Origin of the sequence: Mycolicibacterium gilvum, assembly GCF_900454025.1 — a bacterium.
Taxonomy (GTDB): domain Bacteria; phylum Actinomycetota; class Actinomycetes; order Mycobacteriales; family Mycobacteriaceae; genus Mycobacterium; species Mycobacterium gilvum.
Window position 1 is genome coordinate 539,379 of sequence record NZ_UGQM01000001.1, and the last position, 12,743, is coordinate 552,121.

Annotated in this window: 7 protein-coding genes and 3 pseudogenes; 8 read left to right on the forward strand and 2 right to left on the reverse strand. The window is 63.8% G+C overall.

Annotated elements, in window-relative coordinates:
• Nucleotides 1-8 precede the first annotated feature (8 nt).
• Nucleotides 9-1,403 (forward strand): IS30 family transposase, encoded by a 1,395-nt coding sequence (locus tag DYE23_RS02490; RefSeq protein ID WP_115326416.1) that lies wholly within the window; start codon nt 9-11, stop codon nt 1,401-1,403.
• 7 nt (nt 1,404-1,410) lie between these two features.
• On the opposite strand, the pseudogene DYE23_RS02495 reads toward DYE23_RS02490, so the two are convergent.
• A pseudogene (locus DYE23_RS02495) lies at nt 1,411-2,396 on the reverse strand (IS3 family transposase); the annotation flags it as partial.
• 511 nt (nt 2,397-2,907) lie between these two features.
• Here DYE23_RS02495 and DYE23_RS02500 point away from each other — a divergent pair.
• The 7 genes and pseudogenes from DYE23_RS02500 to DYE23_RS02530 all read left to right on the forward strand — a co-directional run.
• Nucleotides 2,908-3,591, forward strand: coding sequence for a GAF and ANTAR domain-containing protein (locus DYE23_RS02500; RefSeq protein ID WP_115326417.1), 684 nt, complete (start codon nt 2,908-2,910; stop codon nt 3,589-3,591).
• Between the two features lie 266 nt (nt 3,592-3,857).
• Nucleotides 3,858-5,108: an IS256 family transposase gene (locus DYE23_RS02505; RefSeq protein ID WP_115326418.1), complete on the forward strand. Its 1,251-nt coding sequence runs from the start codon at nt 3,858-3,860 to the stop codon at nt 5,106-5,108.
• A gap of 323 nt (nt 5,109-5,431) precedes the next feature.
• Nucleotides 5,432-6,124: pseudogene (locus tag DYE23_RS02510) on the forward strand (MspA family porin).
• An 84-nt stretch (nt 6,125-6,208) separates the two neighbouring features.
• Nucleotides 6,209-6,778 (forward strand): Rv2240c family protein, encoded by a 570-nt coding sequence (locus DYE23_RS02515; protein WP_235660313.1) that lies wholly within the window; start codon nt 6,209-6,211, stop codon nt 6,776-6,778.
• A gap of 548 nt (nt 6,779-7,326) precedes the next feature.
• Nucleotides 7,327-8,721, forward strand: a complete 1,395-nt coding sequence (locus tag DYE23_RS02520; protein WP_115326321.1) for an IS1380 family transposase — start codon at nt 7,327-7,329, stop codon at nt 8,719-8,721.
• Nucleotides 8,722-8,917: 196 nt separating this feature from the next.
• Complete coding sequence (locus DYE23_RS02525; protein WP_067396830.1) at nt 8,918-11,173, forward strand: SulP family inorganic anion transporter; 2,256 nt, start codon at nt 8,918-8,920, stop codon at nt 11,171-11,173.
• A 210-nt stretch (nt 11,174-11,383) separates the two neighbouring features.
• Nucleotides 11,384-11,516: pseudogene (locus tag DYE23_RS02530) on the forward strand (IS256 family transposase); the annotation flags it as partial.
• 98 nt (nt 11,517-11,614) lie between these two features.
• On the opposite strand, the gene DYE23_RS02535 reads toward DYE23_RS02530, so the two are convergent.
• A complete protein-coding gene (locus tag DYE23_RS02535) occupies nt 11,615-12,130 on the reverse strand; it encodes an Rv2240c family protein (RefSeq protein ID WP_406775975.1) in 516 nt (171 codons plus the stop codon).
• Between the last annotated feature and the right edge of the window lie 613 nt (nt 12,131-12,743).

Consider the following 12,743-nt stretch of genomic DNA (forward strand, 5'->3'; position numbering starts at 1 on the left):
AGGGTACTGTGGGACGTCCGTCGGATTGGGTTCGTGAGGTTACCGGGCGTAGACCGCTGCGGTCGCCGGGGCATCCCGGTCACCATCGTGGGTTGGAGCGTCGATTCTGGGGCAAGGTGGCCGAGGGGATGTTGCCTTCGGAAGCCGGGGTGGCGGTCGGTGTGTCGGGCGTCGTGGGATCACGATGGTTCCGTCAAGGTGGGGGCATGTCCCCGTACTCGTGGCCGGCGCCTTCAGGTCGCTATTTGACCTTTCCCGAGCGAGAAGAGATCGCGCTACTTCGCGTGCAGGGTAGAGGGATTCGGGAGATCGCTTCGGCTTTGGGGCGGAGTCCGTCGACGATCTCGCGGGAGCTGCGCCGCAACGCAGCGACCCGCAGCGGCACACTGCAATATCGGGCGTCGGTAGCGCAATGGAAGGCAGAACTGTTCGCCCGCCGACCGAAGGCCACCAAGCTGGAGACCAATCCGAAGCTGCGCGAGTACGTGCATCAACGACTGTCTGGCCAGGTTCATGATGCCGAGGGCAATGTGGTCGCCGGACCCGCGGTCGGGCAGTGGACTGGCCGCAACAAGCCGCATCGGGCCGATCGACGGTGGGTGCAGGCGTGGAGTCCTGAGCAGATCGCGAACCGGATCACGATCGACTTCCCCGATGATCTGTCGATGCGGATCAGCCACGAGGCGATCTACCAGGCCTTATACGTCGAGGGACGGGGTGGCCTCGACCGTGACGAGATCCTGAGTCTGCGCACGGGTCGAGCGTTGCGCATGCCGCGAGCCCGCTCGAAACGGGTCGCGTGGGCGCATGTCACCGAGGACACCGTGATCAGCAAGAGACCGAAGGAGGCGGATGACCGCGCAGTTGCCGGCCACTGGGAGGGAGATCTCATCATCGGGCTTGGACGCTCGGCGATCGGCACGGTTGTCGAGCGAAAGACGAGGTACACCATGCTTGTTCACCTGCCACGCCAGGATGGGTGGGGCGTGAGTAAACCGGTCAAGAACGGCCCGGCTCTCGGCGGCTACGGAGCGCTGTCCATGAACACCGCGCTGGAAGCGAAGCTGACGAAACTTGCAGAGCCGCTGAGGAAGTCACTGACATGGGACCGAGGCAAGGAACTATCTGCTCACACCGCGTTGACCGAGGCGACCGGTGTGCGGGTGTACTTCGCCGATCCGCACAGCCCGTGGCAGCGCGGAACTGATGAGAACACCAACGGTCTGCTGCGGCAGTACTTCCCCAAGGGGACTGACTTATCACGTTGGACATCAGCAGAATTGCAAGCTGTTGCCGACACATTGAACAACCGTCCGCGCAAGATACTCAAGTGGCGAACACCCGCCGAACTGATGCACGATGAACTATCCTCGATCGAGATTAGTGTTGCGTCGACCAATTGAATCCGCGCTGGCTGCCCGCATCGCTGTGTGCAATGAGCCCGCGCAAGCTGGTGCCGTCCTGGGTGCGGGTGAAGAATGCGTGCTCGACGGCGTCGAGGACCAGATCGGTGGTCATCGACCGGGCGGCCCTCCAGCCCACGATCCGGCGGCTGTACGCGTCGATGACGAACGCGACGTAGACGAACCCCATCCACGTCGCCACATAGGTAAAGTCGGCTACCCACAACCGATTTGGCGCCGACGCGTAGAACCGGCGGTCCACCAGATCTGGATACCGCCGGTGGGTCTCGTCGGCGATGGTGGTCTTGTGTTTGGACCCGTACCGGGCACCCTCCCACCCGTTGTCGCGCATGATCCGCTCCACCGTGCAGCGGGCGACGTCGTGGCCCTGGCCGCGTAGCCAGATCCACAACTTGCGTGACCCCAGCGTCTGGACGAACCTGCCCTTCTTCTTGTCTTCCCTTGCCGCGGTGATGATCTCGACCAACTCGGCATCGCGGATCTCGCGCCGGGTCGGGGACTTGGCGATCCACTCGTAGTAGGTCGACGGGCTGATCGCGGTGCCGTGCTCAGACAGCACGGCACACATGGGCTCGACACCCCAGCGCAGCCCGGCCCCGCCGTCGGGGCCGGCCACCTGATGGTCCTTGTGTTCGGCGATGAACCGGATCACCGTCTCCCGGGCCGGTCGAGCTCGGCCCCGAAGAAAATCGCCGCTGCTTTCAAGATCTCATTGGCCCGACGCAACTCGGCGATCTCCTTACGCAGCGCCTTGTTCTCCTCGGCCATCTGCGTGGTCACCCCCGGACGCTGGCCGGTATCGACCTCCGAGCGGCGAATCCAGGTCCGCAAGGTCTCCGGGGTGCCGATCCCCAACATGCCCGCGACCGCGGTGATCGCCGCCCACTGCGACGGGTACTGCGGACGGACCTCGGCGACCATGCGCACCGCACGCTCACGCAACTCGTCGGGGTACTTGCTCGGACGTCCCATAACTCAGATCCTCCCAAGATCGGGAGCCTCCGGAAACGCCGGGACGGGTCAATGACTGAAAAATCAGGCGTTTTTGCTGCGAGAAGACGAGTCTCCTCTCCGCTGAGATGAAGTGCCGCCCGCCAGGAAGCTAGGGAGCCGAGCCTGACGGACGGCACTTCACCATCGCACATCACTTGGGGTGTGCACAGCGATTGACGGAGCCCGAAATTAAGCCGACGGCCATCTTCGCCGCGATTGCCAGAACTCTGCGCCGCACCCACGGTGTTCCCAAACCGCCTATGTGCAGAGATTGTCTCGTTTGTAGTGAATGTGGACGGCTCGTATCTTGTCTCGTCTCACGCCTCGAAGCACGTTGACGCGTTTCGACTGAGCAGCGGGCCGCAGTCTGCGGCGATCAGGCCACTCTCGACAGCTCGGCTGCCGGAGCCTGGCGTGTCTGGTGTGGGCCACACCATGGGGTCGCGCCGTTTCCGAGCAGCCGTCCGTTCGATGAGGCACACTTCCCCCGATGACATACACCGGTGGCGCGGACTTGGCGGGGCGAATGGCGGAATTGGCGCGAACGCTGGCCAGCCCACGCCCCGTCAAGCGCGTGCTCTCAGACGTGTGCACCGCCGCGCTGGATCTCATACCTGGGGTGGATGCCGCTGGAGTGCTGCTGATCGGAAAAAATCGCACGTTCGAGACGATCCCCGCTGAGCACGATCTGGCGCACCGGTTGCACGCGTTGCAGATGGAATACGACGAAGGACCCTGCGTGCAGGCAGCCCTAGAGGACGTCGTCGTACGCACCGACGACTTCCGCCACGAGGCACGCTGGCCGCGGTACGCGCCGGCGTGCGTCGAGATCGGCATCTTGAGCGGATTGTCGTTCAAGCTGTACACCGCCGAGCAGATCGCCGGGGCGTTGAATTTGTTCAGCTTCCAGCCGAACGTGTGGAGCGCCGACGCCGAGAACGTCGGCGCCGTGCTGGCCGCGCACGCCGCGGCGGCTATTTTGGCCAGCCAGAACAACGAGCAACTACAGGCTGCGCTATCCACCCGCGACCGCATCGGTCAAGCCAAGGGCATCATCATGGAGCGCTTCAAGGTCGACGACGTGGCGGCCTTCAACATGCTGCGCCAACTGTCCCAAGAGAGCAACGTCAAGCTCGTCGACATCGCCGCCAAAGTCATCGCCACCCGCGACTAACTCCACAGACCGGCGGTCTCCAGTAGCCCATCCATGCCTACGACGGTGAACCTAACGTGGGCGCATCGGTGGCACGAGCTGCATTCACGCTTCGAGGTGTTGATGCGATGGGTAGGGTAAGTCCCCTGGGGTGGTGGGGTTTCGGGGGTGAGGCGAGCGAGCCGGGACTGACTTGAGGTGTGTCGGTGAGCCTCTTGAAGTGGGGCATCGCGTAGTGGTCATTGAGTTACCGACCAAAGTGACTCAAGTAAAGGACGCACCACGCGATGACCCAGGACTATTCTGCCTTGCTCGCCCAGCTCGATGCGCTCAAGTCCGCTGATGCGGGCGCGGTGTTCGCCGAGTTGATCCGTGCTGGACTGCAGGCGTTGATCGAGGCCGAGGCCGCTGAGGCGATCGGGGCCGGGCGCTATCAACGCAGCGAGCAACGCAACACGCACCGCAATGGGCATCGGGCCAAGACGGTGTCGACGACGTCCGGGGACATCGAGGTCAAGATCCCCAAGCTGCGGGCCGGCTCGTTCTTCCCGTCGCTGCTTGAGCGGCGCCGCCGCATCGACAAAGCGCTGCACGCGGTGATCATGGAGGCCTACGTCCACGGTGTCTCCACCCGCAGCGTCGATGACTTGGTTGCTGCCCTCGGCGTCGGCTCGGGGGTCTCCAAGTCCGAGGTGTCGCGTATCTGCGCCGGTCTCGATAAGGAGATCGAGGCGTTTCGGACCCGCAGGCTGACTCACACCCAGTTCCCCTACGTGTTTTGCGATGCCACGTTTTGCAAGGTCCGCGTCGGGGCCCATGTGGTGTCCCAAGCGCTGATCGTGGCCACCGGGGTGTCCATCGACGGCACCCGCGAAGTGCTCGGCACGGCCGTGGGTGACAGCGAATCCTTCGAGTTCTGGCGCGAGTTTTTGGGCTCGCTCAAAGCGCGCGGCCTGACCGGGGTGCATCTGGTGATCTCCGATGCCCATGCGGGCCTCAAAGCCGCCGTGGCCCAGCAGTTCGCCGGATCGTCGTGGCAGCGCTGCCGGGTGCATTTCATGCGCAACCTGCACGGCGCGGTCGCGGCCAAACATGCCCCGGCGGTCACGGCGGCGGTCAAGACGATCTTTGCCCACACCGATCCCGCCGAGGTCGCCGCTCAATGGGATCAGGTAGCCGACACGCTCTCGGCGAGCTTTCCGAAAATCTCGACAATGATGGATGAGGCCAAAACCGATGTGTTGGCGTTCACCGCGTTCCCGCGGGCGCACTGGCAAAAGATCTGGTCGAACAACCCCATCGAACGGCTCAATAAAGAGATCAAACGCCGCGCCGACGTGGTAGAAATCTTCCCCAACCCTGCGGCGTTCCTACGACTGGCGACCGCGGTGGTCATAGAAGCCCACGACGAATGGCAAGTCACTCGCCGCTACCTCTCCGACATCTCGATGGTCGAGCTGCGCAAAGTCATCGCCGCCAAACAGGCCGCCGCTGAACCCGCCGCCAAAGCCCTCGCCGAACAGCGCCAAATCGCCTAGCATTCACCACGACTCGTTGATCACTACGCGTACACCCACGCCGATCCGAAGTCCACCACGCCACGGGACTCTGTCCCAGACACCCGTCCGCTAGACACGGGTGCGAAATTGATCGGGGGAACCGTGACAACGCGCTGCAGATTGGCGAACCACACCGAAAACAAGCTCGGCGCCGCCAACTTCACCGTGTCGAAGCCCTACGGGATATTGTCCCGCTGGCCTCGGCGCAGAGCTTCCCCCGTGAAAGACCACCATCGCGGCAGTCCACCGTTGACGCCGGTGCGATTCAGTGCGCCGGTTGATTTCGATCGGGAGGCTACGTGATGCTGCTTCGTTTTGCCACGGTGGTGACCGCTTACATATTGATCTCTGTTGCGACGGCGCCACTGGCATCGACCGCTCCAGAATCAGATCCCGATCCTGCAGTGGCCGCGGCGAGTAGCGCCGATCCGCCTGCACCACCTCCAAATGACGGCCTGGTGCCCTCTGGGGCGCGCGCCACCCGCACGACCGCTGACGGCTGGACGATCAGCGTTTGGGCCGACGACGAGTCAGAAGTGCCGGTGGCGCCATTGACGACTTCCACGGCGTCACGTGAGTACATCGTGGGCGGCGCGTTCAACGCGTCGGTGACCGGCGCGGGCACCACCACGTTGACCGGCGGGACGCTCGAGGTCGGCTATCAGATCGGTTGTGGCATCGAGTTAGGGGTCAATGGCGTGCAATTAACGGGCTCGGTCGGCGTGGTCCCGGCGCTGGGTCCGACGGGACTGAGTGCCGGGCTTCCGATCAACGGCTCGGTTGCGGTCTACTTGGTGCCAGGCAAAGTCAACATCGTTCCGGTCAGCAAGATGGTGTTTAAGGGCACTGATCCGCGGATCACCATCTCGGACTTCCGCGTGTAAATCGACGGCTGCGTCGGGGAGTCGTTCCTGCGCTCGTATGCCACGCTGACGGGCACAACGACGGATACCCAAGACATCATCTCCTACACCGGCATCACGAAGGCCGTCTGACGCTGGATGCTCGTATTTGATCATTGGTCCCAGAGGAAGCGCCGCGAGACCGGCTGCCTACGCGCTGACACGACCAGATATGGAGTGAGCTTCATCATGACGGCGTCACCAGTGGGAGAACTTGCCCGGGCATTCGCATTGTTGCTCACCGCTTTTGGCGTCAGCCTTGCTGCCCTACCAGCGGCGGGCGCTGACCCCAACGACCTGGCGGTCCCGGGCACGCCCGAGCCCGGCACAGTCGTTGCGGGGTCGAGCGCTGCGGCGGACGCCAACCCGGCGTCGGCGGCAGCGTGCTCGCAGTTCGCCAACGCGCTCGACTCTGCCGCGGTCAACTACTCCGATTTCGCTGCTGGGATGTCATCTCCAGACTGGAATTACGCGAATCCGACGGTGCGGAGCGCCAATGTGGCCGGCAGGACCGCGCTACGGGAAGCGGCTCGCGCAGCTCTTAGCGCCTCGGACACGCCGGGTTTGCAGTCAGACGTCGCGGCTCCGATACGGGTCTGGTCGACACGGGCAGCGAAACTGCTCGTCAATATGTTTCTTCACCGCAGCAACGACGCTGTCGACACCGCGGCCACCGAGCTGAATGAGGCCACCTACAATGTCCAGATGGCTTGCGCGAAGGCCGGTACCCCGGCGGTGACCAGCTAGACTCAACGGGCTGCTGTGCAGGACCGAAAACTAAACGGCCACAAAGGGATGCGGCTAGGCTAAGCCCTTTCCATCCGACATCGTGGGCATACCGCCGCGGTGTATTCGGTTCGGACATATGGTGATTACTGGCACCCGGCGACGAGGTGAGCTTGCCCAAGCTCACCCGCAGCCACGCCCGGTCGGGGTCAGATCGATCGCGGTGGCGAACGCTCAGACAGGCTATACGGCAGGTCACGAGCGGGGGGCCGCCACCTCAATTTCCACCAGACCTGGGGCTAGAGAATCGGTGACACCAGGGGCGCGATTTTGCCGACTTCGGTGATTCGTGCTGTGATCGAATACGCGATGTGACCAGCGCCGTACCGCTATCCGAAAAATTCTCGGTAGTGTGCGGAATAACCGGGATGCCTCTGCTTCCTGGCTTAGCCTTGATCCACCGATCGAATAGGAGTTGGGGCGGGTTGTAAAAACGAAATGCCCTGTCGCGGTGAAAGAATGGGATTTGTCTAGGATCACATTCGGTCAGAACGAAGGGCATCTCGTAGATGCAACTATCTCACACTCGTCCTGTGGCGTCAGCCCGCTTTGATGACCCCAATCTGGTGTCGTGTGCCGGGCTGGTCCCGATGGCCGCTCTGGCTCATCAGTGCGGGTTGAGCAGCCTGGCTGATGAGCACATCACGGTGCCGACCGACAAGGGCGCCAACGCCGGGGCGAAAGTCTTGTCGCTGGTCGCGGGCATGGTAGCTGGTGCTGACAGCATCGATGACATGGCCTTGCTGCGCCACGGCGCGATGGGCACCGTGTTCGACCGCCCGTACGCCCCGTCGACGCTGGGATCGTTCCTGCGCGAATTCAGCTTCGGTCATGTCCGCCAACTCGACGCCGTGGCGGCGCGGTTGCTGGCCGGTCTGCACGAACGCACTCCGGTGCTGGCCGGTGTTGACGGTCCGGTGTGTGTTGATCTCGATGACACCATCATCGAAGTGCACGGCTACACCAAACAGGGATCTGGTTACGGATACTCCGGGGTCCGTGGGTTAAATGCGCTGATCGCCACGCTCACCACTGAGCATGGTGCACCGATCATCTGCGGCCAACGCCTACGCAAAGGCGCCTGCGGATCAGCACGTGGAGCTGCCCGCATCGTCGGCGACACGCTGGCCACCGTGACACGACTGCGCTCTTCGGCGGCAGCCACCCGGCCGCTGCTGCGAGCCGACTCGGCGTTCTACGGCTACCCAACCGTGGCGGCTGCTCTGCGCGGTGGTGCCGACGTGTCGATCACCGTGCGCCTGGACCCAAAAGTCAAAGCCGCCATCGCCGCCATACCCGAGGACGCCTGGATCCCGATCCAGTACACCGACGCGATCTACGACGAGAACACCCAGCGCTGGATCTCGCGCGCCGAGGTCGCCGAGATCGACTTCACCGCGTTCAGCTCCCGCAAAACCAGCGAGCAGATCCCCGGCAGGCTGGTGGTGCGGCGCATCCCCGACCTCAACCCCGCCAGCGGCGAGGGGCAGACCACCCTGTTCGACACCTGGCGCTTCCATGCCTTCTTCACCACCACCGACCTCGATACCGTCACCGCCGACAAGACCCACCGCGGCCACGCGCTCATCGAGCAGGTCCACGCCGACCTCAAAGACTCTGCTCTGGCCCATCTGCCCTCGGGGCGATTCGGCGCCAACGCCGCCTGGCTGGTGTGCGCAGCGATGGCGTTCAACCTCACCCGCGCCGCGGCCACCCTGACCGGACCAGCGCTGGCCAAAGCCCGCACCGGCACCATCCGCCGCACCCTGATCAGCGTGCCGGCACGCATCGCCTCCTCGGCCCGACGCCTGACCCTGCACCTGCCACGCAACTGGCCCTGGGAAACCGCGTGGAACACCCTGTTCCACAGTCTGTTTGGCCGAAACCGGCCACTGCTGGCCTAACAGAGCAACCCCAACCGCCCGCACGAGACGAAAGACCCACAGGAACAAGCCGATACCGAGATCGGGCCATCACACACACCCACCTCACGGCACACCCCGGGCCCAACGCACACAATCGAAATCGACTTCACACCGACAGCTCACCGGTGGATCGAGGCTTAGTGAGTGTGCGAACTGACAGAGAGGATCCCACGCCATGCCGGCTTCTGCTTCGGCTGTAGTAGCGGACGCCGACGCCTCCGTGGACCCACCTAACAGCCTGCGTGACCGTCTGAAGACCGTCGCGAGGTACGACCTTCCGGCGTCGATCGTGGTCTTTCTCGTTGCGGTGCCATTGTCGATCGGGATCGCAATCGCCTCCAACGCACCGATTATGGCGGGGCTGATCGCCGCGATCGTCGGCGGCATAATTGCTGGCGCGGTGGGTGGAGCGCCTCTGCTTGCCTCGGGTCCGGCCGCCGGCTTGACAGTAGTGGTAGCCGAGACGGTCAATACCTTTGGCTGGAAGACCACCACCGCCATCGTCGTCGGAGCCGGGTTGCTGCAAGTAGTTCTCGGCGTGAGCCGGCTCGCGCGATCGGCGCTGGCCATATCGCCCATCGTGGTGCACGCAATGCTCGCCGGGATCGGCATCACGATCGCCCTGCAACAAGTTCACGTACTGCTCGGCGGCAGCTCTCGGAGTTCGGTGTGGCGCAACCTGACCGAATTGCCGGCTCAGCTTCGGGCTCCCCACCTAAGCGACATCGTTGTAGGGCTCATTGTCGTCGCGATCATGCTGAGCTGGAAACGAAGCCCGGCTCGGCTACAAATACTTCCCGGGCCGCTAGTCGCAATCGTCGCCGCGACGGCGATATCGTTCGTGCCGCCGCTGAACGCCGACAGAATCGAACTCAACGGTTCGATCCTCGACGCGATCGGCTTGCCGACTCTGCCGCACGGCACCTGGGTGCCGTTTGTACTGGCTGTGTTGACCATCGCGTTGATCGCCAGCGTGGAAAGCTTACTTTCGGCAGTTGCGGTCGACAAGATGCACAACGGCCCGAAAGCCGATCTGAACCGCGAGCTCATCGGTCAGGGCGCGGCCAATATGGTGTCGGGGATGCTCGGCGGGCTGCCGGTAACCGGCGTGATCGTCCGCAGCGCAACCAACGTGGCGGCCGGTGCACGCACGCAGGCTTCGTCGATTTTGCACGGCGTGTGGGTGCTGCTGTTTTCCGTGTTGCTGGCCGGTCTGGTGCAACAAATTCCGAAGGCCGCCCTGGCCGGGTTGCTGATCGTGATCGGTATCCAGTTGGTCAAGTTGGCACACATCCGGCTGGCCTGGCGTACCGGCGACCTGGCTGTTTATGCGATCACAGTCACCGGAGTTCTGTTCCTGAACCTGCTGGAAGGCGTCGCCATCGGCGTCGCCGTCACCCTCGTCGTGGTGTTGTGGCGGGTGGTGCGCGCCTCAGTACATGCCGAACCGATCGACGAGGAGCATCACGAATGGCGTCTCACACTCGAAGGAGCCCTCAGTTTCCTTTCCTTGCCGCGGCTATCGCGCGTGCTGGCCTCAATTCCGCGTGGCAGCCGGGTCACCGTGGAGATCACAGTCGACTTCCTTGATCACGCCGCATACGAGGCCATCGAGGAGTGGGCTCGGCGGCACCGCCTAGCTGGCGGCTCGGTTTGCATCGACGAAATCGGCGAGAGCGCGATGGCAGCGGCCACCGTAGGGCCGCCGATTCGCCGGTCGCACAGCGCGATAGCCCGCGGCCTATCGCCCTGGCGCTCTCACGGCCACCACCCAGGGGACACCGGTTCGATGCTCACCCCGGTGTTGGACGGCGTCGCGCGTTACCATCGCCGACACGCCCCGCTGCTTCGCGAACATTTCAACGAGCTGCGCGGCGGGCAGCGACCGCGCGCTCTGTTCCTGACCTGCGCAGACGCTCGCTTGGTGCCCAATGTCATCACCGCCAGCGGGCCCGGTGACCTTTTCACCGTGCGCAACCTCGGCAACCTCGTTCAGCCGAACGCCGCTGACATGTCGATGGAAGCCGCATTGGCGTACGGAATCATCGAGTTGAACGTCAACACCATGATCATCTGCGGCCACTCCAGATGCGGAGCGATGACGGCATTGCTCTCCGAGGCTGGCCATCGTGACGGCATTCCCCCCGCTGTCGCGGCATGGATCGAACAGGCGCTGCCAAGCCTCGACGCGTTCCGCGCCGGTCACCCCGTCGGCCGGGCGGCGGCCAGGCAGGGGTATGACGCCTGCGATCAGTTGGCAATGGTCAACGTCGCTTGGCAAATTCAGAACTTGAAAGTCCATCCCGTGGTGGGTCCCGCTCTGGAAGAGCAGCGATTGGATACATTGGGGCTCTTCTTCGATATCGCCTCGGGCCGGGTACTGCGTATTACAGAGAGCGACGTCGAAAACCTCGGCGCGCCGAACGACTGACTCTTCCAACAGGGTAAGTCCCTCGGGCCTCGACAGCGGGGTCTCCAATCGGTCTCACGAATCTGCGCCGGCCCGGATGATTGATCGCCGGGATGCGGTTGCGGGCCGGCGGGCCAACTCGGGCGAGGGTGCGGGGCGCATGGTCGCCGGAGCGATCGCGTGATTCGTCGAGGGACCGACCAAAGTCACTCGAGCAAAGGAATCGACGCGATGACCACTGGCCACAATATTGACAGGCCGGCTGTGCTGGCTGATCGACTCACCGCCTGCCGCCCCGATGTGCTGCGCGAGCTGCTGGCAACTTTCATCCACGCCCTGATGGGTCGAAGTCGACGCTCTATGCTTCTCGAAGAGGCAGCCTCGGCGAGGTGCTCTTCACCCCAAACATGAACGGACGCAGTCGTTCTTGTTCAAGCTCCTCTGACGACGACGGGGCTAACCTCAGGCGTGCGTTCCTGCGGCGGCACATGCCGTTTGGGCGTTGTAGGCGTCGTTGTTGAGCTCGGTGGCCACATTGTCAAGGGTGTCACCGCCGCGGCGGAGTCCCATGATCAACAGGAGCTTCGTCGCGTCCACTGACCATGCCCGCATCGGCGCGGCGATCTCGGGCTGCAGACCCGGTGTCGCCGCCGCGGTCATGGCCGCGGCCGCCGCTTCCCGCAGCGCGGTCCGAGCGGTCACGTTACTGTTCCTGACAGTCGGATCTCTGTAGTCGGGAAGGTCCGTACCTTCGGTGGCGTCGGCGAAACCCGAGTAATTGGTCGCGGCGAAATTCAGCGTTGTGGCGAACTGCTTGCAGGCCACCGCCGCCGCGGGATTGACGTTGTCCGAGGTCGGCGCGGGGACCGTTACCATACCCGGAGCCGGCGTGTCCGTCTGTTCTGCGTCGTTGGGGTCGGCGGATGCGGTTGGGACGACCGCTAGCCCGATGCCAAACGCGATGAGAGACGCGGCCAACCCGCGCTCGCAAACATGTGATGACCTCAACAATTCCTCCTGCCGTGTCGGCCTGATCGCGGGCGATGCCGCGCCACCGGACCAGCTGATCTTGCCCTCACCGCCATTGAGCGGCTCTCCGTGCGAGACCACAGCAGAGTCAGGCGAATACGAGGCCGCAGTGATCGACAGAGAGCTCTCATGATCAGGTTCAAGGCATGGTTGTATATATCGAATGGTCGAGTCTACAGCTCACCAAATGATGAACCGCCGCTCAACGCTGGGTGGCCGTGCGGCGTCCATTCGATGCTGTGGACAGCCAGAGGCGCTCTCGATGGGTATGTGGCATGAACTGTTTTCGGTCCGTTTACCGTTTGGACACTCGGCCACTCAATCATACGACGCGACAGTTCCCTTGAATTCGGACCACGAGAGGCGTCACCGCGACCATGCCGAATCGTTTTGCCACCTTGACCGCCGTCTGCATGCTGATCCCGGTTGGGGTTGCGCCACTCGCGTCGGCCGAACCGCCCCCGGATCCCGCGGTGGAGCCGGCGGGAAACGCCGCACCTCCACCCCCGCCGAACAACGGCGCCGTCCCGCCCGCGGCACCGGGGGTCTTGGATACCCCGGA

Excerpts from the sequence above, each read along its gene's own strand:
- DYE23_RS02500 (WP_115326417.1), top strand. The coding sequence starts at position 2,908 with ATGACATACACCGGTGGCGCGGACTTGGCGGGGCGAATGGCGGAATTG.
- DYE23_RS02525 (WP_067396830.1), top strand. The coding sequence starts at position 8,918 with ATGCCGGCTTCTGCTTCGGCTGTAGTAGCGGACGCCGACGCCTCCGTG.
- DYE23_RS02505 (WP_115326418.1), top strand. The coding sequence starts at position 3,858 with ATGACCCAGGACTATTCTGCCTTGCTCGCCCAGCTCGATGCGCTCAAG.
- DYE23_RS02520 (WP_115326321.1), top strand. The coding sequence starts at position 7,327 with ATGCAACTATCTCACACTCGTCCTGTGGCGTCAGCCCGCTTTGATGAC.